The organism is Rheinheimera riviphila, from assembly GCF_004005945.1.
GTDB classification, from domain to species: domain Bacteria; phylum Pseudomonadota; class Gammaproteobacteria; order Enterobacterales; family Alteromonadaceae; genus Pararheinheimera; species Pararheinheimera riviphila.
Genome location: NZ_SACS01000037.1, coordinates 1 through 22721 on the forward strand (window position 1 = coordinate 1; position 22721 = coordinate 22721).

Here is a 22721-nt window from a genome sequence, read left to right on the forward strand (position 1 = left end):
TGGAGCGGGCAACGAGACTCGAACTCGTGACCTCGACCTTGGCAAGGTAGCGCTCTACCAACTGAGCTATGCCCGCAACATTTTCTTCAATTACCGCTTAGCTACTACTGAACTGGCGTTCAACTTTGTCACTAAGCGGGGCGCATTTTACAAAATCAGTTTGAGTTTGCAAGCACTTTATTCTGGCAACTTGAAAAAGTGCGTGCGATAGACCATTAATTCAGCAATTGAATCGCGAATGTCGTCCAGCGCCAGGTGACTGGATGATTTATTCACCAGTTTGGTCACTTGTGGGTTCCAGCGTTTCGCCAGTTCTTTCACTGTGCTGACATCCATGTTGCGGTAATGGAAAAACTCTTCCAGTTTCGGTGCGTATTTCACCAGAAAACGACGGTCTTGACCGATGCTGTTGCCGCACATCGGCGACTTGCCTGCCGGCACGTACTGACTTAAAAAGGCGATCGTTTGATCCACGGCCGCGGCTAGATCGGTGTCACTATCGCGGCAACGCTGAGTCAGGCCACTTTTGCCATGTTGTTCGACACACCAAGCGCTCATATTGTCGAGCACATCAGTTGGCGTTTTAATCGCGAAGGTTGGCCCTTCTGCCAGCACGTTAAGATTACTGTCGGTGACGATGGTCGCCATTTCCAGGATCACATCGACATCTGGTTCCAGACCCGTCATTTCTAAATCGATCCACACCAGATTATTTTCGTTCACAGACATAAAAGGCACCTTATGGGTTTGCTACTTTGTAACTTCACTGAATGCTAGTATCATACTACGCCTGACGCCAACTGGAAAACGCCCTCGCCGGGCCTGTGAGAAACAGTGACGAAAAAGAAACATCTCAACAATCGCCAAACCGACCGCATTGCCGGCAATCAACAAAAACGCCTGGATCGGCTGGAAAAAAAAGCCGCCAAAGTTGAACAACAACTTGAGCATACCCAGCTTAGCGCACCGGAAGCTGGGGTGGTGATTAGCCGTTTTGGTCAACATGCTGATGTTGAAGACCACACCGGCGCCATTGAACGTTGCAATATCCGCCGCACTATTAATTCCCTGGTTTGTGGCGATAAAGTCGTCTGGCGTCGTTCGTTGCAGCCACAAGGTGGCATCAGCGGTGTGATTGAAGCGGTGCAGGAACGAAGTTCAGTGCTGTCGCGCCCCGATTTTTATGACGGCTTAAAACCCGTTGCGGCCAATATCGATTTATTGATCATCGTCTCTGCCGTTTTGCCTGTCCTGTCATTGAATATCATCGACCGTTATCTGGTTGCTGCTGAAGCGATGCAAATCAAGCCGTTGTTATTACTTAATAAAATTGATTTACTCAGCGCAGAAGAGCGCGCCGTCGTCGACAAGCAGCTGGAAATCTACCGCAAAATTGGCTACGAAATTTTGCTATTAAGCGCCAAAACCGGTGAAGGCATGGCGCAGCTGGACGAATACCTGAAATCAGGTACCAGCATTTTTGTTGGGCAATCGGGTGTCGGAAAGTCCTCTTTGGTCAATAACTTATTGCCAGAACTGCAGGTCGTTACCCGTGAAGTTTCTGACGGTTCCGGTTTGGGCCAGCACACCACCACTGTGGCACGGTTGTACCATTTACCTGAAGGCGGCGAATTGATTGACTCGCCGGGCATTCGCGAATTTGCCTTATGGCATCTGCCACCCGATGAAGTGCTGTGGGGTTTTAAAGAATTCCGCCCTTGGCTTGGCCGCTGTAAATTCCGCGACTGCAAGCATCTGAACGACCCTGGCTGTGCACTGCATCATGCGATTGAAATTGAAGAAATTTCAGCCGAACGTTTTGATAATTATCATAAAATCCTGCTCAGCATGGTGCAGGATAAACCGAATTTTTTTAAAGTTGATTAAGGCTCTAACAACATGGATAAAGTGAAAATTACCCTGCAATACATCATGCCGAAGCACTTCATTTCCCGCTTGGTTGGATTATTAGCAGCTGCCCGCTTAGGGGCGGTGTCGCATGCATTAATTAAGCTGTTTATCAAAGCTTATGGCATCAATATGAAAGAAGCAAAACATGAAAATGCTTCAGATTATCAGAGCTTTAATGAATTTTTTACCCGCCCGCTCAAAGACGGCATCCGGCCGGTGGTTGCTGATGACAATATCATTGTGCAGCCGGTTGATGGCGCTATTAGCCAGCTTGGCGCTATCGTTGGTGACGAATTGATTCAGGCTAAAGGTCACACTTATTCACTGCAGGCCTTGCTTGGCGGCGCTAGTGACACTGCAGCGCCTTACCAAAATGGTCAGTTTGCCTGTATCTATCTGGCACCAAAAGATTATCACCGCATTCATATGCCGATTGCTGGTACTTTGCGCGAAATGATTTATGTGCCAGGGGAGCTGTTTTCCGTCAATCCGCTCACCGCAGAAAATGTCCCTGGGTTGTTTGCGCGGAATGAGCGTGTAGTGACTATTTTTGATACTGCAGTCGGTCCCATGGCGTTAGTCTTGGTTGGCGCAACCATTGTTGCCAGTATCGAAACCGTGTGGGCCGGTACTATTACCCCGCCAACTGGTAAAGAAGTGTTCCGCTGGAGTTATCCGGCATCGGGCGCCAATGCGGTGAAACTCGACAAAGGTGCCGAAATGGGCCGGTTTAAGCTGGGATCTACTGTGATCCTGGCCTTTGCACCGGATCAAATTGCCTTTAATGACCAGCAATACCCAGGCGCTGTCACCCGGATGGGCGAAGCTTTTGCTACAGTAATAAGTCAAGACCCGACCGCTTAAACGCCTGAAGACCCAACCAACGGAGGCCACTGATGAAAATATTCGCCCATCGCGGAGTCAGCGGCCACTTTCCGGAAAATACTTTATTAGCCATCCAGGCAGCGCTTGATTGCGGCGCTTATGGCATCGAAATTGATGTGTTTGCGCTTGATGGCGAGTTGATTGTCATTCATGACCGCCAGCTGCACCGCACCACCAAGGCTGTTGGCAATATCGAAGATTATACCTTGGCGCAGCTCCAACAGCTGAATGCTGGCAAAGGCCAAATTATCCCCACTTTATGGCAGGTGTTGCAGCTCACCAACAATCGTTGTGTACTGAATATCGAACTGAAAGGCCATGATACCGCTGAATTGCTGCTCCAACTGTTGCAACGGGCGCGCCAGGAACTTGCAACTGATTTCGCAAAACTGCTTATTTCCTCTTTTCACCACCCGTTATTGCAGCAAGTAAAACAAGGTCAGCCTGAACTGGCTATTGGTGCTTTAACCGCTTGTATTCCATTAGATTATTGTGCCTTTGCAACACAGCTTAGCGCAGTATCGGTGCATTGTGATCGCGCTTTTATCGATGAAAAGATGGTGCAGGATGCGCATCAGCGCGGACTGGAGGTTTTTGTGTATACCGTCAACGATCAACGCGAAGCTTTGCGATTACAAGCTTTAGGGGTTGATGGAATTTTCTGTAATTTCCCGGCAGAAGCCGCCAGCTGGTTTTAGCTTGTTCTCCCCTAAAACCCGCGTAGCAGTGGCAATCGTTAACCAGAACAACCATTCATGTCGGATTTTAGGCCAGCGGTCGAAGTTGATGGGAAGTTGGTTGAATTTACCGGCCAAGCTGTTATGGTCAGCGCATCTTATGCTTTATAACTGCGGGAGGTTGCTGATGTTGATCGTATTATCCATGATGCTAACTCCTGTCAGTAGCCCATTCCCTTCCAGGTATTTCCCTACGGCCTCATATCACTAAGCCGGTTCTGCGCTGACAGAACCGGCAGCTTTGCATTCACGTTATTTTCCAGACTACTGCTTGCAGGTATTGTGATGACTATTTTCAATTTTTCCCGACTGGCGCATGCCAGTGCCCCGCTATTTGCCCGCTTTTTAGCCCGAAACAGCACCCGGAATTTCTGGCCACTATCACCCTTAGCGCTCGCTGCGATGTTAGAGCAGCTGGAGTTGCCGCAGCGACGCAGTACGTTAAAACTCAGTGGCATTCAGCCGGGTTGCTCGGTATTGCTGTGTGATGAAACGCAGCAGTGCCAATGGTTTACGCTGGTTAATGACTTGTCAGACCACAATTCCGACACGGAAATCGCTTTATTGTCACCCCTTGGCATGGCGCTGATTGGTAAAAACGTCGGTGCTGAAGTGAGGTTGTTTACCGGCATGCCATGCAAGTTCACCATTGCTGAGATCGTCCGGGTCAAACGCCAGCCGGGCAATCCGTAATAGTCATTCTGAATTGAGGTCATCAGGCTCTAAGCGGAAAGGTTTGCATTGTCGAAGAGGGAGATTGCTGCGCTCAGCCAGCTTTTCAGGCTGAGCTTGGTTTTAGGAAAAATATTAGTGGTTTTCGCAGCTATGGCACTGATTACACAAACGGATATTCAGAATATGTGCAAATACCACAAAAGCAGCACCGACAATCAATACAAAATGCTCATATTCATGGCCCAGCAAATCTTTTTGCCAGTAAATAAAACCACCAAGAAACAACGAATAAAACGGATACAACTTGCGGTGATAACGATGGAAACCGGCAAAAATAGTAATAAAACCAAGCACCATGGTCACCAGTAACACAATTCTTTCCAGCGCATGGTTATGCACTGAGGTTAAACCCAATAATGGCAGAACAGGCAATAACACCGGCAGCATAATACAATGGATGGCGCATAAGGACGTGACAGCGATCCCCACTTTGTCCAATGTATGACGGATATTTTCGAACATGCTGCCTGACCCCTGCCAAATTTGAAATGAGATGATATAACAAATCTGGCGTGTTGAAAATGGTTTTCCCGAATTTCTCTGCAATCTGCAGATTCGCTGTAACAGGCGTCAGTCGTGCTTTGCAGGCTGATTGTGGCATAATAGCGCTTATAAATTTTGAGGAAGCGTTATGGAACAGTTACTTAATCAACTGGATTTAAACTTAAAAGAGCTTTATCGCAAGGCGTTAGATGCCGACGCCATTTTAGATGAATTACAAAACAAAGGTCAGGCACGACATCAGGCGATTTTTCCGGCTCCGTCAATCTTTAGAGTCAGCAGCCAGCGTTTTATGCCGTATTTATCCGAAACTGCTGAACAGGTATCCGCCATCCGTCAAACGCAGCAGTTTAATACAGCGACTTTGGAACTGGTGGTAAAGCAGCTGCAGTTGCTGCATAAGACATTAACTGAATTTCGGGCGGTTGTAGCCAAATAAGCTAAACTTGAAGGCAAAGTTGCGGTCAAATTGTACAGTTGCGTTAATTGCGATATAGCCAAAATCATTGATGATGCGGGTAGGCGACTAGGAAGTGAGGCCCCAGGAGCATAGTTGTCCTATGTGACTGGGGCGAACGAGCGAAGGCAACAACCCCGCATCTTCAAGGATGAAGGGTATATGCAACACAGTGGAGGTCCGACGATGCCAGTCTCAGCAGTGAATACTTCATTAGATTTGGTGCGGGTTGCCGCTCGCACCGAAAGCAAAAACCCGTCGATCGATGTCAGTTCGACCGCCAAAATTACCACCGAATATGCTGCACCGCTGCGCCAGGCCGCCGAAAATGACAATAGAGTGACGCTCAGTGCTCAGGCGAGTGCGGCGCCAAGCGAGCCAGAAACCGCAAATAACGATTCAGTAAAAGTCAGCAGCAGTATCGGCCGGGCAGCTTCAGCCGGACAGCTGAGCCGTGATGAAGCAGTGGCGATTTATCAGAAAATCGCCAACTTGCTATGATGTTTCACGAACTTATTTAGTGGCGGTTTGTGGCACTATGACTTTGTTAAACCACTTTTTCAGCATTGCATGTTCGTATGCGAATTCACGGTTTTGCAAACCAATATGGTTGGATGTCATAAAACCCATATCTTTGATTTTGACATCGGTTTCTTGATGAATTGGCTGTTTGTTCTGATCAAACAGCACATAATCTAATTTGATCCGAGGGAAGTAAATATCTTTAATCACCCGGATATCGGTATTGTCTATCCGGTACATCGGGTTGACATCCCCTGCTAAATCAAGGTCTTTTACGCTGATTTCCAGGCTATATCCTGGTGGTAATTTCTCCGCCAAATCGCCCAGGATTTTCTCAAAAGCTTTCGTCACGCGCTCTTGATAGGCTTTACGCGAGCCGTTTGCCGGACGGATATCCGAAAACTTTTCCGGATTGACCCAGTTTACTTTCACTGCAGACATGGTTTCTGCTTTTTCAGCAGTAGCAGCCTGCACCTGGATAAGTAATGCTACAGCACAAATTACGGTCGTTACATAGGTGGTTAACTTACGCATATTCAAACTCCTCATCTTGCCGCCAAAAATAAACGGCTGATATCTACTGAACTACCTCTGCTAACTATATGCTTTTTCCGGACAGAAGACCGTAGTCAAATGTCGAAACATGTCGCTGAATGTAATTTTTTCCTGACATAGCCATGACAAGCCAGCCAAAATCTGTAAATCACGCGATTGGAATATTAGGAATAAGATACTGGGATCCGAACAAATTTACTTTGTAAATTTTGATCTGCCCCTCCTCTTAGTATTTATCTGACACCTTCGTCACACGCTATTCCGCCTTAAAAACGACAAACCCGGCTTGCGCCGGGTTCATTTTTTAGCGGGACGTAAGAGTGTCGGGTAGCAGCAGCGCATTACTGCGCCGCCGCCCCCTAAGAACCGTACAAGCAAGTTTCCCTGCATACGGCTCAAGCCTTTATAAGCCAATACCTAAGTACCGACCAGCGACTAACCGGTATAACCGTTGCGACGCGCGTTATCGATGCAGTCAGCTTTATTTACATAACCCTGACTTGATGCACCAACGATACGACCATTTGATGCGGTTCGACGCCAACGCCACTCCTTTGCACCGTCTTGATAGAAATCCCACTTATCACCCATATGGATTACCCCTCAACATATTAAATTAAAAGATCTTTTAATATCCGATGTGTACAGCATAACCAACACGAATATTCCCGTTATGGGGTCATGGTGAACAAATATCAAGCACTGGTCGTAAATTAATTATGCAATTGCCGATGACAATTCGGGTGCAGCAATACCAAGTTATCCAGCTCATTCGATCCGCCTTTAACCTTTTCCACAATGTGGTGAATATTCCATTCTGTTTCAAAAGTTATCGGGAACCGGCATACCGGACAGCATTTTTGCTGCCGTTGCCAGAGGTAAAGCACTTTCCACTGACCGGCCATCGAGTCTCTCCAAGTGCGCTCCAGCCGCAGCTCAAAGTATTGCTCAAAGGCCAAATCATACGGATTGGCTTCTGCCTTCAACTTAATATGCCGCTTAATCGGCGTATCATTGCAGTAAAACAGCCGTAGCATTTTCTGCTCAGCCACTTCGCCGGAAAACACCCAGTTGCGGTTCCCTACTGACTTAAAGTATTTAGCCTTAACCCAGCGGAACTGACGGTTTTTATGCCGTCTGCGACACCACTTCCACAGCATTTTCCAAACCCGATAGTCGACATAATTAAAGGTCTCTTTCGCAACAATGTGTCGATGGTAGTTTGCCCAGCCCCGTAGCACAGGATTCAGCAGTGCTACCAACAAACCCGCCGTCACGGTTTTGTTCCCCGAAATTATGCCCTTCACTTTTTGCAGCAAATTCCGCAAGTTCTTCCGACTTGGCTTTATCAGCAGTTTGCCTTTGTACTTACGAATGTTCTGCCCCAAAAAGTCGAAACCATCGTCCACATGGGTGATCAACGTTTTCTCCGGCGATAGCGTCAGCCCCCGTTCGCCCATAAAGGCCTCGACCAGAGGTTTTACTTTGTCTTCCAGCAGCTCTTTCGAGATGCCGGTGATCACAAAGTCATCCGCGTATCGCACATAGTTCACCTTAGTCTTGTAGCTGGCTTTGGTATTCTTCTGGCCAAAATGGCTTTCTAATACCGTCTCCAAACCATCAAGCGCCAAATTGGCTAACACAGGCGAAATAATGCCCCCTTGTGGCGTACCGGCTTCGGTTGCAAATAAACTACCGGACTCCAAATACCCCGCTTTCAGCCACCGCCTGAGCACTTGTTTATCCAACGGAACGTTGGCAAGTAACCAGTCGTGACTGATGTTGTCGAAGCAACCTTTGATATCCCCTTCCAGTACCCACTCTGCCGAGCTTTTCCGACTTAAATTGACAAAGCATTGCTCTATCGCATCCGCCGTGGACCTTATTGGGCGAAAGCCATAACTATTGCGGTCTGCCGTAGTTTCCGACACCGGCTCTAACGCCAGCAGGTACAAAGCCTGCATCGCGCGATCCAGCATCGTTGGTATTCCCAAAGGGCGACTTTTGCCGTTTGCTTTAGGAATATAAACCCGACGTAACGGTTTTGGCCGGTAGCCTTGCCGTTTTAACCTTGTAATAGCCTGCCATTTCAACTCAGGCGTACCCCACAACTCCCTATCAACACCAGGCGTCCTTTTGCCCCGGTTTTCCGTGACCCGCCTGACTGCCAATGCCTTGGCAGCAAACGAGCGCACCAGCATGCGTTGCAGAGCTTTCACCCTGCGCCACTGTTGCTGTTTCGTCGCCTTCGCGATCCGTACTTGCAGCCCTCTCACCTGCCTCTGTACCAGATACCAATCAATGGTATGCCAGCTCTGCGGTGGGTGGGAGAACGCAGGTACGGTCATTTTCATTACTGTACTCATCTTGCTTTTCTCCAAAACCGCAAATGGAGAAAAGCCAAGCCCGCAAGGGATAGCTAATCCCCTTTGGGTTGTTTTTTCAGATGACTTATCAAGCCTTCACACGATTAAAGACCAGTTGGAAGTCTGCACCTTTTCAGGTCAGGGCAAAGTTTGAACCCCTATCCACGCCATTACAGCGCAGCATTCGCTTTTTCCAACCTCCTTTACCCGCTTGTCCAACAGTTTTCCTTGCGGATCCCCTGCCTTACTTACGCAAGGCGAACAATCGGGCTTACCGAGTTCCGTTGCAGTTACACGAGCAACTTAGGTTCTGCCTATCCACCGGTGGCCTTCAGACGACGTATTCCCAGATGTAAAAGGAATAACCGGCCACGTACCTTTTGGTCAGAGCGTAACAACAATATTTCGCTCATTGCGGTTGACGGTGTTTATCAGCAGTTCACGTACATTAACCCTATTGCCCAGCCTAGCCCTCAGCCCACGTATTGTTCATGGTCTATGCCCGCCCTCACGGGTTAAAGCACTGTTTTCACAGAGGTACATTGTCAGGAAGCTCCGCACCACGCCGTTACCAGCATCGCACTATCCCTAGGCTACCGTTAGTCGTATAACGAGTCTCGCTTACGCCTTTGCTGTCAAAGCCAATGGGGTTGAGACAATAACTACAACAGCTTACGCCCGCAGGTCGTAAACTTGCCGAGATACAGAAAACGAGAAGACAAACCAATGCCATGCTGTAAACAGCAGTCATTGTTTGTGTTTGATTTCAGAACTACTTGGATTCGAAGTGTGATTTGGGTGGCGCGACGATGAAAATATCTCGCTACTACACGGGGGTAAAAACCCGTCACTTCTTACCTTTTTGTTCGCTTTATGCCGATAGCAGAATGCTTCGGAGACTTGTTTTCCAATCGTAAAACGATTGCGCGACCTCACCACTTGCGTGATGATTCCGGCATTCGGTTTTACCTCCGAATACCGGAGTCGACTACTAGTTTTGCGGGTGGTATAGTGAGCACTTGTTAGTGCTCACTACTGGTAGACCCCGCTAGGCTAGTGACCTACGCGACTCTCGTCGCATTACATCATGCCGCCCATACCACCCATGCCGCCCATATCAGGCATTGCCGGGCCATCTTTTTTCGGCAGTTCTGTGACCATTGCTTCGGTTGTGATCATCAGCGAACCAACAGATGCAGCGAATTGCAGCGCTGAACGGGTCACTTTAGTTGGATCCAGGATACCCATTTCCAGCATGTCGCCGTAAACGCCAGTCGCTGCGTTGTAACCGTAGTTACCAGCGCCCGCTTTGACGTTGTTTACAACAACTGATGGCTCATCACCCGCGTTATCAACGATTTGACGCAGTGGTGCTTCCATCGCGCGCAGCGCAATTTTGATCCCGTGGTTTTGATCTTCGTTAATACCACGAAGTTCAGACAGCATGGCTGCCACACGAACCAACGCCACACCACCGCCAGGGACTACGCCTTCTTCAACCGCAGCACGGGTTGCGTGCAGCGCGTCTTCGACGCGGGCTTTTTTCTCTTTCATTTCGATTTCAGTAGAGGCACCTACTTTAATCACTGCAACGCCACCGGAAAGCTTCGCCAGACGTTCCTGCAGTTTTTCTTTGTCGTAATCAGAAGTTGCATCTTCAACTTGCTGACGGATTTGCTTCACACGACCATCGATAGCGTCTTTCGAACCCGCGCCGTCAATAATGGTAGTGTTGTCTTTGGTGATCAGTACGCGCTTGGCTGTACCTAAATCTTCTAAAGTTGCTTTTTCCAGCTCCAGACCGATTTCTTCAGAAATCACCACACCGCCAGTTAATACCGCGATGTCTTGCAGCATGGCTTTACGACGGTCGCCAAAACCTGGGGCTTTCACTGCAGAAACTTTGACGATACCGCGCATGTTGTTGACAACCAACGTGGCTAAAGCTTCGCCTTCTAAATCTTCAGCGATGATTAATAACGGCTTACCAGACTTGGCCACGCCTTCCAGAACTGGCAACAGTTCACGGATATTGCTGATTTTTTTATCAATCGTCAGGATAAACGGGTTATCCAGTTCAACCTGACCAGCTTCCGGGTTGTTGATGAAATATGGAGACAGGTAACCGCGGTCAAACTGCATACCTTCAACCACCGACAGCTCGTTCGCCAGGCCCTGGCCTTCTTCAACCGTGATCACGCCTTCTTTACGTACTCTTTCCATTGCCGTTGCGATGATTTGGCCGATCTCTTCATCAGAGTTGGCAGAAATAGTGCCTACTTGCGCGATGGCTTTTGAATCAGCACATGGCTGTGATAATGCTTTTAATTCCGCAACGGCAGCGATCACTGCTTTGTCGATACCACGTTTTAAATCCATTGGGTTCATGCCAGCAGCAACAGCTTTTACGCCTTCGTTGATGATATTTTGCGCCAGAACTGTGGCAGTAGTCGTACCGTCACCGGCTTCGTCATTGGCTTTAGAAGCAACTTCCTTCACCATTTGCGCGCCCATATTTTCGAACTTGTCTTCCAGCTCGATTTCTTTAGCAACAGATACACCATCTTTGGTGATCATTGGTGCGCCAAACGACTTGTCCAGAATGACGTTGCGGCCTTTCGGGCCTAAAGTCACGCGGACTGCGTTTGCTAAAATATTGACGCCTTTAAGCATCTTGTTACGGGCTTCATCGCCAAAACGTACGTCTTTTGCAGCCATTTGAAAATTCCTCGGAAATTTGTATTAAATCAATTCGTTAAATGCATGTCGTTAAATGCAGTGCGCTGATACTGAAATTATTCAGTGATCACGCCCAGAATGTTGTCTTCTTTAGTGATGACATATTCCTGGCCTTCAATTTTTTCAGTGCGTTCAACATAAGCACCAAAGATCACTTTGTCGCCAACTTTGACGTCTAACGGACGTACAGTACCGTTTTCCAGGATCCGGCCGTTGCCGACAGCAACCACTTCGCCACGGGTCGATTTTTCAGCAGAAGCGCCGGTCAGAACAATACCACCGGCCGATTTGCTTTCTGCTTCCAGGCGTTTGATGATCACGCGGTCGTGTAATGGACGAATATTCATGCTTAATTTCTCCTAAAGCGTTTTTTTGGGTTTTAACGAGGGCGTTAAATCTGTTGTGTCAGCTATATGGGGCAAGCGGCAAAAAAAACCAAGGGTTGGCTCAAAAAAATCTGTAGGTTCCCCAGCTTCGGAAAATGAGATTTGTCACTGGAAACAACACTTGAAAGCAAAAGCGTTCAAACACGGTCTTAAGCGTGTTGAATTTAGATGCGGCAGGTCAGCAAAACTTTTTGTGATTTTGTCGCGAATGTCCAAGACCTGAAAGCTGCGGCTTGCGTATAGTAGGCTGGGCAAATGATTTTAGACGTAGATGCCATGAGCATCTTTAGCAAAGGAAATAACCATTGAAAGTCCGGATTTATAGTCTTCTGTTATTGCTGTTGATGGCCGTGCCACTGCAAGCAAATGATATTCTTAGCAAACTTAGCCAAAGCAAAACCTTTTTACCGGTTGAACAAGCTTTTGTGCCGGACTTTGTGCAGCAAGACAACGCGCTGAAACTGAGCTTTCAGATTGCCGATGGCTATTATTTATATAAAGACAAATTCAAAATCGCCGGCGTTGCGGCCAGCTTTTCGCATCCGACTTACCCGCCCGGCATGTCACATGAAGACGAATATTTCGGCAAAACCGAGGTTTATCGCCACCAGGTGGTGTTAAGTATTCCGCTGTCCAATATCGATGTCGACGCCAAGTTAAAAGTGCGGTTTCAGGGCTGCGCGGAAGCCGGTTTATGTTACCCGGTGACGACTATTGAAATTCCATTGATCCAGACTAAAACCTCCGCTGCGGCCACCGACGCCGTGCTGGCAGAAATGAGCGCCGCACCTGCAGCCGTTGCTGCAGAAGATAACAGCCAAAAAAGCTCAGCGCCGGTATCACAACAAACTGAATTGGCTGAGCGCTTGGGTCAGGATCGCAGTTTATGGACCTTAGGTTTGTTCTTTTTATTGGGTTTAGGCCTGGCGTTTACCCCTTGTGTGTTTCCGATGTACCCCATTCTCACCAGCATTATTGTCGGTCAGGGCCAGCAACTAAGTACCGGTCGTGCTTTTAGTTTGTCGATGTCTTATGTGCAAGGCATGGCGATTACCTATTCGCTGCTCGGTTTAGTGGTCGCAAGCGCCGGCGTGCAGTTTCAGGCCTATTTCCAACATCCGGCTGTATTAATGGGTATTAGTGTGCTGTTTGTATTGTTGGCGCTGGCAATGTTTGGGGTAATTAACCTGCAACTGCCAAGTAGCTGGGCAGAAAAAGTTGGCAATATCAGTAACAAACAACAAGGCGGCAGCGCCAAAAGTGCGTTGGTGATGGGTGCGTTGTCGGGTCTGGTCGCCTCCCCTTGCACCACGGCACCGTTAACCGGTGTGCTGCTTTATATCGCGCAAACCGGCGATATGGCTTACGGCGCTTTAGTGCTTTATGTGCTGAGTATGGGTATGGGCTTACCGTTGTTGGTGCTTGGCAGCACCGGTGGAAAATTCCTGCCAAAACCGGGTGCGTGGATGGATCGGGTCAAAGCAGTGTTTGGTTTCCTGTTGTTATCAGTGCCGTTACTGCTGCTGGAACGGATCCTGCCGACCGAAGTTCTGGTGGTGCTGCTGACGGTATTAGTGCTGGCGTTTGCGCTGTTTTTGCATCAAACCCAACAACTACTGCAAAAACCGGTGGTGAAATCACTATTGTGGCTGCTGGCGACTGTGTTGGTGTTCAGCACCTTACTGCTAAATCAACGTTTCTGGTGGCCAACAGCAACACCCGTTGCGACGCCAACAAGCGTAATCTCCAATGCCGACACCGGTAAATTTATTGATATTAAAACCCTGGCCGATTTAGACCGGGAACTGGCCGCCGCCAAAGCAGCAAATCAGTATGTGATGCTGGATTTATTCGCTGAGTGGTGTGTCGCTTGCAAAGAATTCGAACACATCACTTTTGCCGATGCCGGGGTGAAAAGGGAGATGGCAAAAATCCGTTTATTGCGGATTGATGTGACCAAGGCTACTGATGAAGATCAGCAGGTACTGGATAAATTCAGTGTGCTTGGTTTGCCAACTTTGTTGTTTTTTGCGCCAAACGGCAGCGAATTAACCCAATCCAGGGTCACTGGTTTTATGCCGCCGGCCGCGTTTCAGGCCCATTTAAGCAGTCTGAATCCGCCTTAACCAAAAGTTCCAACCACGCTGCAGCAGGCTAAAATACTGAGGTTTGCCCGCTGCAGCGACAATTTTTTCCCGCACGACTATCCAGCCTGAAAAAAGTTCCACTCTGCTGATAAGACCAGTATTTTGCTGCCATTTGCTGCGATTTCACTATAATAAGCGGCAACTCTGCAGAGCCGGGTGCTGCAATACGGAAAAAGATGCTTTTTCCAACAGCCTTAGGCAAGATAATCGCAGATGATGGATCTTCAACGGAATAGGCGACAAATGGCTTCAGTTTTACGCGTTTTGCTTCTGAACGGCCCCAACCTGAATATGCTGGGTCAGCGTGAGCCGCAGATCTATGGTGCTGCCACTTTAGAGCAAATTGTTGGTGATTTACGCCAACACGCCAGCACGCTAAACGTCGAGTTGACGCACCTGCAATCCAACGCTGAACATGAGTTGGTGACCGCCATCCAGCAAGCGCTCGGCAAGCAGGATTTTATCCTGATTAATCCTGGTGCTTTCACCCATACCAGCATCGCCATTCGCGATGCGTTGTTGGCAGTTGCCATTCCATTTATTGAAATTCATCTGTCGAATGTGCATGCCCGTGAGGCATTTCGTAAGCACTCCTATTTATCAGATATCGCCAAAGGGGTCATTTGTGGCCTCGGCGCCAACGGTTACCGTTATGCGCTGGAATCGGCGGTCTCGACCTTAACAACCAAGAACATAAACCCTTAACTTTACTCAACTAAGTCAGGCATCATCGTCATGGATATTAGAAAAATTAAAAAACTGATCGAGCTTCTGGAAGAATCAGGTATCAATGAACTTGAAATCACCGAAGGCGAAGAATCTGTCCGGATCAGCCGCGGTGGCCCGGTGCAGCATTATGCGCCAATGCAATATCAGGCTGCACCAATGCAGGCGGCTCCGGCACCAACAGCAGCTCCAGCTGCTGCGCCTGCTGCTCCAGCCGTCACTGGTTACCAGTTACGTTCACCGATGGTCGGTAGCTTCTACCGCGCTGCTTCACCAACTTCGAAGAACTTCGCTGAAGTTGGCCAGACAGTCAAAGTTGGCGATACGCTGTGTATCGTTGAAGCGATGAAAATGATGAACCAAATCCAGTCTGACAAAGCAGGCACTATTACTGCAATTCTGGTGGAAAACGGCGAGCCGGTTGAATTTGACCAGCCTTTATTTGTGATTGAATAATTCAAAAGGCCGACCCATGTTAGAAAAAGTGCTGATTGCCAACCGGGGAGAAATTGCGTTGCGTATTTTACGCGCCTGCAAAGAACTCGGGATTAAGACTGTCGCGGTGCACTCCACTGTCGACCGTAATCTGAAGCATGTGTTGCTGGCCGACGAGACCATTTGTATTGGTCCCGCCCCTTCACCACAAAGTTATTTAAATATTCCGGCGCTGATTGCAGCGGCGGAAGTCACCAATGCGCAAGCCATTCACCCGGGCTATGGCTTTTTAGCCGAACGGGCTGATTTTGCGCAGCAAGTGGAAGACAGCGGCCTGATTTTCATCGGTCCACGTCCGGAATCTATCAGTCTGATGGGTGACAAAGTCTCTGCCATCGAAGCAATGAAAAAAGCCGGTGTCCCTTGTGTACCTGGCTCTGACGGCGCGGTCGGCGACGACGCGGACACCAACAAAGCGATCGCCAAACGGATTGGTTACCCAATTATCGTGAAAGCGGCTGGCGGCGGCGGCGGTCGTGGTATGCGTGTGGTGCGCAGCGAGGACGAATTAGTTTCTTCGATTGAAATGACCAAAGCTGAAGCCAAAGCTGCTTTTGGTAACGACATGGTTTACATGGAAAAATTCCTGGAAAACCCACGTCATATCGAAATTCAGATTTTAGCCGATGGTCAGGGCAAAGCCATTCACTTAGGTGAACGTGACTGTTCAATGCAACGTCGCCACCAAAAAGTGGTCGAAGAAGCGCCAGCGCCGGGTATTACTCAGGAACTGCGTGATTTTATCGGTGGTCGTTGTGTGCAGGCTTGTATCGATCTGAACTATCGGGGTGCCGGTACTTTTGAATTCCTGTTTGAAAACGGCGAGTTCTTCTTTATCGAGATGAACACCCGGATCCAGGTCGAGCATCCGGTGACTGAAATGATTACTGGCGTTGATTTGATTAAAGAACAGCTGCGAATTGCTTCTGGCATGCCACTGTCGATCAAACAGTCTGACATCGTCATTCGTGGTCATGCCGTGGAATGCCGGATCAACGCTGAAGATCCAAAAACCTTTATTCCATCACCAGGCACCATCACCCGTTTCCACCCGCCAGGTGGTAATGGTGTGCGTTGGGATTCGCATATTTATGCCGATTACACCGTACCGCCAAACTACGATTCGATGGTTGGCAAGCTTATTACTTACGGTGAAAGCCGCGAGATCGCGATTGCGCGGATGCGTAATGCGCTGAGTGAGTTGCTGGTGGGTGGCATCAAAACCAATATTGATTTGCACAAAGAAATTATGACCGATGTGAATTTCAATAAAGGTGGCACCAATATCCATTATCTGGAACATAAACTCGGCATGAAATAAGCTGGATTTGTGCTAAAAAGCCCCTCTTTGGGGCTTTTTTTATGGCTAAATTGAGTACCTGTGACTGCTCAGCGATAACCCTGCGATGCCAAGCCAGCCGAAAGCTGTTAAAATCTGTCGCCATAACCTCGCTGAAATTTTTGTTGCCGGATTTTTACCATGCCTTGGATCCAACTGCGCGTTCACACCACCGAAAAACATGCCGAAACTGTCAGCGATATGCTGATGAGCTGGGGCGCTCAAGCCGTCAGCTTTGTTGATGCACAGGACACTCCAATTTATGAGCCGCTGCCAGGCGAAGTCATCTACTGGGCCAATACCGTGGTCGTTGGGCTGTTTGATGCCGAGCATAAAATGGATAAAGTAATCAAACAGCTGGAACAAGTCAGCCTGTTTAAAAACGGTGTGCAGTACAAGCTGGAACAGCTGGAAGACAAAGATTGGGAACGCGAATGGATGGATAACTTCCACCCGATCCGTTTTGGTAAACGCCTGTGGGTGTGCCCAAGCTGGCGTGATATTCCAGATCCGACAGCAGTCAACGTCATGCTCGACCCAGGCCTCGCCTTTGGTACCGGTACCCACCCCACCACGGCACTTTGTATGGAATGGCTGGACGGTCAGGATTTATCCGCCGCCACTGTGGTCGATTTTGGCTGTGGTTCGGGAATTCTCGGTATTGCCGCGTTAAAACTTGGCGCCAAAAGAGTCGTTGGTGTTGATATAGACCCGCAAGCGATTGAGGCCAGTTTGGCCAATGCCACCCGCAACGGCGTCTCTGGGCAGATTGAACTGTATTTACCCAAAGATCAGCCGTCACTGCAAGCCGATGTGGTGGTCGCCAATATTCTGGCCGGCCCACTGGCGCAGTTAAGCGCTGTTATCAGTGCTTATGTCAAACCAGGCGGCTGGTTGGCTTTATCCGGTATTCTGGAAAGCCAGGCACAATCGGTGATTGATGCTTACAGCGCCGAATTTGAGTTTGACCCGGTGGCAGTGAAAGAAGAATGGGTGCGGTTAAGCGCACGTAAAAAGCAATAAATTAAACTATTTTAGTAACTTACCTTTAGCATCCGTAATACACCCTGCGCCGCTTCGATTGGCAGGGTTCTATCTTAGCTTTCGTTATCTCGCTATTTCAAAGTTGCAACTGCCTGCATTACCAGTCATTGTCCGCGGCTTTGCTATTCAACTGCTTCCCGCTGAAAACTGCCGCATTTAGCAAAATGAGTATTGCAACGCGCACAAAATGTTATAGTATAACATATCTTTAAATCAGGGAGATTTCCAGTGTTGCGTCAAACTTTCCAACAAACAGCCATCAGCGCTGCATTATTACTGGCCTTAACTGCCTGTGATTCATCAACACATAGTAATGAAGGCAAACCACAACCGATCCATGAGCATCCAAAAGTCGAAAATGCTGGTCGACTGGTGCTCAGCACCGTTGGCAGTAACAGTGTCTATATTTATGATATTAAAGATAAAAAGCAGATAGGCAGCTTTGATGCGCAGCTGCCGACACACAGTATTTATGCCAGCCCGGATCGCCGTTATGCGCTGTTGTTTCAGCGGGTAGATAACCAGGTGCGGTTTATCGATGGTGGGTTGTGGCAGGAAGATCACGGCGATCACCTGCATGATTATCAGCAAAACCCGCTGCTTTCTGCTTTTATCGTCAAAGGCCCAGCGCCAACGCACTATGAAGTTCACGCCAGGCAAGCGGCAATTTTCTTTGATGGCGTCGCATCGCCGTTGCAGCCTTCCAGCGTCAGTGTGCTGACCGATGCCAGTATCACTCAGGCGAAAGTCAGCGCCAGCCTGCAATTGCCATTGAATATGCACGGCACTGCCGAACCACGTGGCACACATTTACTCACCACCTTCCGTCCGGCGGACGCCAGCAATACGTTGCCGACGCAAGTGGAGTGGTATCAGCAAAATGGCGATAGTTTTACGCTGAAAGAACGCTTTAGCGAACAATGCCCTGGCTTGCACGGCAGTTATTCGGTGAAAGATTACAGCTTATTCGGCTGTACCGACGGCGTGTTGGTGGTGCAACAAAAAGCCGGTGAATTCAGCGCGGTGAAATTACCAAACCCAGTCGGCATGACAGGGCGAATTGGCACTATTACCGGCCATAAAACCCTGACCCAAACCATTGGTTTTGCCGGTCAGGACATGTATTTGATTGATCCGGTGGCGCTGACCATGACCAAACTTGATTGGCGTCAGGGCAGCACAGCCACCAGAACGGCTTACGCCTTCTCTGGTGATGGTGACTATCTGGCACAGCTCGATAACAGCGGCAAACTGGTGGTGCAGGATGTTGCGGCGGGATATGCCATCAAAGCCACATTGCAGTTGCTAACTGGTTTTGAGACCGCCAATCCACCAGTGATTGCGGTGAATAATCAAAACGATGAAATTTATGTCACTGATCCAACCCAAAAGCAGCTGCATCGGGTTGATTTAAAAACCATGGCCAGCAGCATCCTGCCACTTGAATTTACACCGGCCAAAATGACCTGGTTGGGCATCGCCAAGCCCGCGCCTTAACCGAGGCCTTTTGATGCTTTAACAGACTTGGACTGCGGCGGCAGTGGCACTGTGCCAAAGATATGCGCCGCCGATCACAACGTTTTCATCACACCATGTTCCTGGGAGATGAGTTTGGCACCGCTTATACCGGTGCCTTTTTTCTGTTCTCGCTAACGAGTTGCATGTTGAAAAAAACAACAGCCATACAATTATCTGCTGCCAGCTGCCCTTATTTTACTGACCTTGGTATTTTAGTAAGTCTAATTTTCAGCCGTTTAGCGATTGTCAACCCACCAAAGCCCCCTAAATTTACACTTTTGTTTAAATAATAGCCTTTGCTTTGTTGGAAAAAATCCGTAAACTTGGCGCCCCTTCGGGGTAGAGCCTAGAGATATAGCGGTGCGCATCGGACCTTACCAATTATCGAACAATGTGATCTGTGCGCCGATGGCTGGCGTCACTGATTACACTTTTCGTGAGCTTTGCCGTCGTTTTGGTGCAGGTTTAGCTGTATCAGAAATGATGTCGAGCAATCCTTTGGTGTGGCAGAGCGAAAAGTCGCTAAATCGGATGACGCACGGTGACGAGTCTGGCCTTCGGTCGGTACAAATTGCCGGTAGTGATCCAGACCAGATGGCGGAAGCGGCTGTGTTTAATGTTGAACATGGCGCGCAAATCATCGACATCAATATGGGATGTCCGGCCAAAAAAGTGAATAAGAAACTGGCGGGTTCGGCACTGTTACAGTACCCCGAACTGGTTGAGCAAATTATTCAGGCTGTGGTGAAGGCGGTTTCAGTTCCGGTCACGCTGAAAATTCGGACCGGCTGGGACACCGAACATCGTAATGGCGTGCAGATTGCGCGCATTGCAGAAGAAAACGGCATTCAATGTCTGGCGGTTCATGGCCGAACCAAAGCCTGTATGTATAAAGGAGAAGCGGAGTACGACACCATCCGCGTTATTAAACAGGCAGTGTCGATCCCGGTGATTGCTAACGGTGACATCACCTCACCCCAAAAAGCCAGGTTTGTGCTGGATTACACCGGTGCTGACGCCATCATGATTGGGCGGGCAGCACAGGGCCGGCCCTGGATTTTTCGGGAAGTTGTACACTACCTCGCCACAGGGGAACTGTTGGCACCACCTGACTTACAGCAGGTCAGGGATATTATGCTGGAACACGTTCAAGGCTTACACCAACTGTATGGTGAAGTGCTTGGTCCACGTATCGCCCGCAAACATGTGGGGTGGTATTTGGCTGAACACGATGCCGAAGGCGCGTTTCGCAGTGAATTTAATGGTATTGAGCAGCAACAAACGCAGCTTGACGCTTTGTGGAATTATTTCGAACAACTAGCAGCAACTTAACGTAAAGAGACCTGGTAATGTTTAATCAAAACGTGACTTCGCCATTTATCACTAACGCACATGTACAGACTCAAGAAAAACCGCAGCCTTTAAGTAACGCGGTTCAGAAAGCGGTGGCGAACTACCTGCAACAGTTAAACGGACAGGATGTAGAAGACCTGTACGAACTGGTGTTGTCAGAGCTGGAAAAGCCATTACTGGAAGAAGTAATGAAATATACCCGCGGTAATCAAACCCGCGCCGCCAACTTGATGGGCATCAACCGCGGTACGCTGCGTAAGAAGCTGAAACAATACGGCATGAGTTAATGCCCCCGCGGGAGGAGTCCCGCCAAAAAGCACCTTCGGGTGCTTTTTTGTTTCTGGGGCCTGGCAATTTAAAATCCCGCTTTGGCCCCCTGTGCTGACCGCTGACTTTGACGACTGACTTTGACGACTGAATTTTTGACTATGCTTGTTAGCGGCAAATTCGGCCAGACCGTGAAAACAGTCAAACCGGCAGCACAAAACTTAGAACCGAATTTTTTATCCCTTGCTCCTAAGCTTTGATACAGAGAGAGAACCGATATGACCTCAGCTCGTCCAATCCGTCGTGCGCTGTTAAGTGTTTCTGACAAAACTGGCATTGTTGAATTCGCCCGCGCTTTAGCCGCACAAGGGGTGGAACTGTTATCAACCGGCGGCACGGCAAAATTGCTGGCCGAACAAAACATTCCTGTTATCGAAGTCTCAGACTATACCGGTCACCCGGAAATTATGGACGGTCGGGTCAAAACGCTGCATCCAAAAGTACATGGCGGCATCTTAGCCCGTCGTGGCCAGGATGAAACGGTGATGGCGGCAAACAATATCAACGCCATTGATCTGGTCGTCGTCAACCTCTATCCATTCGCCAGCACTGTGGCTAAAGCCGGTTGTACCCTGGCTGATGCGATAGAAAATATCGATATCGGCGGCCCAACCATGGTGCGCGCTGCTGCGAAAAACCATGCCGACGTTACTATTGTGGTGAACGCTGCAGATTACGACAAAGTGCTGGCCGAAATGGCGGCTAACCAAGGCGCCACGACGCATGCTACCCGCTTTAGCTTAGCGATCAGCGCTTTTGAACATACAGCGCAGTACGATGGCATGATTGCTAACTACTTTGGCGCCATGCTTCCTGCCTATGACACTGTGGACGCTGCGCCAAGCAAGTTCCCGCGCACTTTCAACAGCCAGTTCGTCAAGAAACAAGATTTACGTTACGGCGAAAACAGCCACCAGCAAGCGGCATTTTATGTCGAAGAAAACATTCAGGAAGCTTCTGTGGCAAGCGCAACCCAGCTGCAAGGCAAAGAGCTGTCGTACAACAATATCGCTGACACTGACGCTGCACTGGAATGCGTGAAAGAATTCCTCGAGCCCGCCTGCGTCATCGTCAAACACGCCAACCCTTGTGGTGTAGCTATTGGCGACGATATCCTTAGCGCTTACAACCGCGCATATCAGACGGACCCAACCTCAGCCTTTGGCGGCATTATCGCTTTTAACCGCGAGTTAGATGCAGTTACCGCCGAAGCCATCGTCAGCCGTCAGTTTGTCGAAGTGATTATTGCGCCAACAGCAACCAACGAAGCTGCTGAAGTCATCGCGAAAAAACCGAACGTACGTCTGTTGGTGTGCGGTGAGTGGTCAGCCAAAACCACCGGTTTTGATATTAAGCGCGTCAACGGCGGTGTGTTAGTGCAAGATCGCGACCAGAATATGGTTGATCTCGACGACTTAAAAGTGGTTAGCAAGCGTCAGCCGTCAGCGGATGAGCTGCGTGATTTACTGTTCTGCTGGAAAGTCGCGAAATACGTCAAATCCAACGCCATTGTTTACGCCAAAGACTCAATGACCATTGGTGTCGGCGCAGGCCAGATGAGCCGCGTGTACAGCGCGAAAATCGCTGGTATTAAAGCGGCAGACGAAAACCTGGAAGTCAAAGGTTCAGTGATGGCATCGGATGCGTTTTTCCCGTTCCGCGATGGCATTGACGCCGCAGCGGCAGCCGGCATTAAAGCAGTGATCCAGCCAGGCGGCTCGATGCGCGATGCAGAAGTGATTGCTGCAGCGGACGAGCATGGCATGACCATGGTGTTTACCGGTGTGCGGCATTTCCGGCATTAAGATCCGGAATGTCGCGTTCGCAACGTCATGCGGCGTACTGCCGCTGACGCGGCGAGTAACACCCTACGGATCATTGAATGTTCAACCGTAGGGTGCGACTCGCCGCAGGCAGTCCGCCAATGTTTTTTTCACGTTCAACCGTAGGGCGCGACTCGCCGCAGGCAGTCCGCCAA

At 49.1% G+C, this 22721-nt stretch carries 22 protein-coding genes and 1 tRNA gene; 15 read left to right on the forward strand and 8 right to left on the reverse strand.

Annotated features, from left to right (window positions below; all coding sequences use genetic code 11):
• A tRNA-Gly gene (locus EOE67_RS19740) sits at positions 1-76 on the reverse strand.
• Between the two features lie 101 nt (positions 77-177).
• Positions 178-729 (reverse strand): oligoribonuclease, encoded by a 552-nt coding sequence (gene orn / locus EOE67_RS19745; protein WP_127701222.1) that lies wholly within the window; start codon positions 727-729, stop codon positions 178-180.
• A 105-nt stretch (positions 730-834) separates the two neighbouring features.
• Between orn and rsgA the strand changes: the two genes are divergently transcribed.
• The 4 genes from rsgA to EOE67_RS19765 all read left to right on the forward strand — a co-directional run bounded on the left by rsgA (position 835) and on the right by EOE67_RS19765 (position 4226).
• Positions 835-1887: a small ribosomal subunit biogenesis GTPase RsgA gene (rsgA, locus tag EOE67_RS19750; RefSeq protein ID WP_127701224.1), complete on the forward strand. Its 1053-nt coding sequence runs from the start codon at positions 835-837 to the stop codon at positions 1885-1887.
• A gap of 12 nt (positions 1888-1899) precedes the next feature.
• Positions 1900-2775 (forward strand): archaetidylserine decarboxylase, encoded by an 876-nt coding sequence (asd, locus tag EOE67_RS19755; RefSeq protein ID WP_127701226.1) that lies wholly within the window; start codon positions 1900-1902, stop codon positions 2773-2775.
• Positions 2776-2807: 32 nt separating this feature from the next.
• Positions 2808-3494 carry a glycerophosphodiester phosphodiesterase gene (locus EOE67_RS19760; RefSeq protein WP_127701229.1) on the forward strand — a complete coding sequence of 229 codons (687 nt, stop codon included), beginning with the start codon at positions 2808-2810 and terminating at the stop codon, positions 3492-3494.
• Positions 3495-3818: 324 nt separating this feature from the next.
• Positions 3819-4226: a GreA/GreB family elongation factor gene (locus tag EOE67_RS19765; RefSeq protein ID WP_127701231.1), complete on the forward strand. Its 408-nt coding sequence runs from the start codon at positions 3819-3821 to the stop codon at positions 4224-4226.
• Positions 4227-4340: 114 nt separating this feature from the next.
• On the opposite strand, the gene EOE67_RS19770 is transcribed toward EOE67_RS19765, so the two are convergent.
• Positions 4341-4730: a MerC domain-containing protein gene (locus EOE67_RS19770; protein WP_127701233.1), complete on the reverse strand. Its 390-nt coding sequence runs from the start codon at positions 4728-4730 to the stop codon at positions 4341-4343.
• 169 nt (positions 4731-4899) lie between these two features.
• Here EOE67_RS19770 and EOE67_RS19775 point away from each other — a divergent pair, with 169 nt between their 5' ends.
• Positions 4900-5208 (forward strand): prephenate dehydrogenase, encoded by a 309-nt coding sequence (locus EOE67_RS19775; RefSeq protein ID WP_127701235.1) that lies wholly within the window; start codon positions 4900-4902, stop codon positions 5206-5208.
• 180 nt (positions 5209-5388) lie between these two features.
• On the forward strand, positions 5389-5727 hold the full coding sequence (locus tag EOE67_RS19780) for a hypothetical protein (protein WP_127701238.1): 339 nt from the start codon (positions 5389-5391) through the stop codon (positions 5725-5727).
• Between the two features lie 12 nt (positions 5728-5739).
• Here the strand turns inward: EOE67_RS19780 and EOE67_RS19785 are convergent, their stop codons facing one another.
• The 5 genes from EOE67_RS19785 to EOE67_RS19805 all read right to left on the reverse strand — a co-directional run bounded on the left by EOE67_RS19785 (position 5740) and on the right by EOE67_RS19805 (position 11755).
• A complete protein-coding gene (locus tag EOE67_RS19785) occupies positions 5740-6282 on the reverse strand; it encodes a DUF3016 domain-containing protein (RefSeq protein WP_164852447.1) in 543 nt (180 codons plus the stop codon).
• Positions 6283-6738: 456 nt separating this feature from the next.
• The gene (locus tag EOE67_RS19790) at positions 6739-6894 is read right to left on the reverse strand and encodes a YegP family protein (RefSeq protein WP_127701242.1); all 156 of its coding nucleotides are present in this window, start codon (positions 6892-6894) and stop codon (positions 6739-6741) included.
• Between the two features lie 122 nt (positions 6895-7016).
• Positions 7017-8669: a group II intron reverse transcriptase/maturase gene (ltrA, locus tag EOE67_RS19795; protein WP_127701245.1), complete on the reverse strand. Its 1653-nt coding sequence runs from the start codon at positions 8667-8669 to the stop codon at positions 7017-7019.
• A 1080-nt stretch (positions 8670-9749) separates the two neighbouring features.
• The gene (gene groL / locus EOE67_RS19800; RefSeq protein ID WP_127701247.1) at positions 9750-11387 is read right to left on the reverse strand and encodes a chaperonin GroEL; all 1638 of its coding nucleotides are present in this window, start codon (positions 11385-11387) and stop codon (positions 9750-9752) included.
• 77 nt (positions 11388-11464) lie between these two features.
• The gene (locus EOE67_RS19805; RefSeq protein WP_053423916.1) at positions 11465-11755 is read right to left on the reverse strand and encodes a co-chaperone GroES; all 291 of its coding nucleotides are present in this window, start codon (positions 11753-11755) and stop codon (positions 11465-11467) included.
• Positions 11756-12099: 344 nt separating this feature from the next.
• Here EOE67_RS19805 and EOE67_RS19810 point away from each other — a divergent pair, with 344 nt between their 5' ends.
• The 9 genes from EOE67_RS19810 to purH all read left to right on the forward strand — a co-directional run bounded on the left by EOE67_RS19810 (position 12100) and on the right by purH (position 22548).
• Complete coding sequence (locus tag EOE67_RS19810; RefSeq protein ID WP_240652888.1) at positions 12100-13920, forward strand: protein-disulfide reductase DsbD; 1821 nt, start codon at positions 12100-12102, stop codon at positions 13918-13920.
• 264 nt (positions 13921-14184) lie between these two features.
• Complete coding sequence (gene aroQ / locus EOE67_RS19815; RefSeq protein ID WP_127701249.1) at positions 14185-14646, forward strand: type II 3-dehydroquinate dehydratase; 462 nt, start codon at positions 14185-14187, stop codon at positions 14644-14646.
• A 30-nt stretch (positions 14647-14676) separates the two neighbouring features.
• On the forward strand, positions 14677-15123 hold the full coding sequence (gene accB / locus EOE67_RS19820) for an acetyl-CoA carboxylase biotin carboxyl carrier protein (RefSeq protein ID WP_127701251.1): 447 nt from the start codon (positions 14677-14679) through the stop codon (positions 15121-15123).
• A 16-nt stretch (positions 15124-15139) separates the two neighbouring features.
• Positions 15140-16483 carry an acetyl-CoA carboxylase biotin carboxylase subunit gene (accC, locus tag EOE67_RS19825; protein WP_068060729.1) on the forward strand — a complete coding sequence of 448 codons (1344 nt, stop codon included), beginning with the start codon at positions 15140-15142 and terminating at the stop codon, positions 16481-16483.
• 159 nt (positions 16484-16642) lie between these two features.
• Positions 16643-17524, forward strand: a complete 882-nt coding sequence (gene prmA, locus EOE67_RS19830) for a 50S ribosomal protein L11 methyltransferase (protein ID WP_127701253.1) — start codon at positions 16643-16645, stop codon at positions 17522-17524.
• Positions 17525-17773: 249 nt separating this feature from the next.
• On the forward strand, positions 17774-19042 hold the full coding sequence (locus tag EOE67_RS19835) for a hypothetical protein (RefSeq protein ID WP_127701255.1): 1269 nt from the start codon (positions 17774-17776) through the stop codon (positions 19040-19042).
• Between the two features lie 381 nt (positions 19043-19423).
• Positions 19424-20395 (forward strand): tRNA dihydrouridine synthase DusB, encoded by a 972-nt coding sequence (gene dusB / locus EOE67_RS19840; protein WP_127701257.1) that lies wholly within the window; start codon positions 19424-19426, stop codon positions 20393-20395.
• Positions 20396-20412: 17 nt separating this feature from the next.
• Entirely contained in the window at positions 20413-20703 is a 291-nt protein-coding gene (gene fis / locus EOE67_RS19845) for a DNA-binding transcriptional regulator Fis (RefSeq protein WP_068060747.1), read from the forward strand.
• A 258-nt stretch (positions 20704-20961) separates the two neighbouring features.
• Positions 20962-22548 (forward strand): bifunctional phosphoribosylaminoimidazolecarboxamide formyltransferase/IMP cyclohydrolase, encoded by a 1587-nt coding sequence (purH, locus tag EOE67_RS19850; protein WP_127701259.1) that lies wholly within the window; start codon positions 20962-20964, stop codon positions 22546-22548.
• Positions 22549-22721 lie beyond the last annotated feature (173 nt).

Coding starts and splice junctions, on each gene's coding strand:
- orn (WP_127701222.1), bottom strand. CDS start 729: ATGTCTGTGAACGAAAATAATCTGGTGTGGATCGATTTAGAAATGACG.
- asd (WP_127701226.1), top strand. CDS start 1,900: ATGGATAAAGTGAAAATTACCCTGCAATACATCATGCCGAAGCACTTC.
- EOE67_RS19760 (WP_127701229.1), top strand. CDS start 2,808: ATGAAAATATTCGCCCATCGCGGAGTCAGCGGCCACTTTCCGGAAAAT.
- EOE67_RS19765 (WP_127701231.1), top strand. CDS start 3,819: ATGACTATTTTCAATTTTTCCCGACTGGCGCATGCCAGTGCCCCGCTA.
- EOE67_RS19770 (WP_127701233.1), bottom strand. CDS start 4,730: ATGTTCGAAAATATCCGTCATACATTGGACAAAGTGGGGATCGCTGTC.
- EOE67_RS19775 (WP_127701235.1), top strand. CDS start 4,900: ATGGAACAGTTACTTAATCAACTGGATTTAAACTTAAAAGAGCTTTAT.
- EOE67_RS19780 (WP_127701238.1), top strand. CDS start 5,389: ATGCAACACAGTGGAGGTCCGACGATGCCAGTCTCAGCAGTGAATACT.
- EOE67_RS19785 (WP_164852447.1), bottom strand. CDS start 6,282: ATGCGTAAGTTAACCACCTATGTAACGACCGTAATTTGTGCTGTAGCA.
- EOE67_RS19790 (WP_127701242.1), bottom strand. CDS start 6,894: ATGGGTGATAAGTGGGATTTCTATCAAGACGGTGCAAAGGAGTGGCGT.
- ltrA (WP_127701245.1), bottom strand. CDS start 8,669: ATGAGTACAGTAATGAAAATGACCGTACCTGCGTTCTCCCACCCACCG.
- groL (WP_127701247.1), bottom strand. CDS start 11,387: ATGGCTGCAAAAGACGTACGTTTTGGCGATGAAGCCCGTAACAAGATG.
- EOE67_RS19805 (WP_053423916.1), bottom strand. CDS start 11,755: ATGAATATTCGTCCATTACACGACCGCGTGATCATCAAACGCCTGGAA.
- aroQ (WP_127701249.1), top strand. CDS start 14,185: ATGGCTTCAGTTTTACGCGTTTTGCTTCTGAACGGCCCCAACCTGAAT.
- accB (WP_127701251.1), top strand. CDS start 14,677: ATGGATATTAGAAAAATTAAAAAACTGATCGAGCTTCTGGAAGAATCA.
- accC (WP_068060729.1), top strand. CDS start 15,140: ATGTTAGAAAAAGTGCTGATTGCCAACCGGGGAGAAATTGCGTTGCGT.
- prmA (WP_127701253.1), top strand. CDS start 16,643: ATGCCTTGGATCCAACTGCGCGTTCACACCACCGAAAAACATGCCGAA.
- fis (WP_068060747.1), top strand. CDS start 20,413: ATGTTTAATCAAAACGTGACTTCGCCATTTATCACTAACGCACATGTA.
- purH (WP_127701259.1), top strand. CDS start 20,962: ATGACCTCAGCTCGTCCAATCCGTCGTGCGCTGTTAAGTGTTTCTGAC.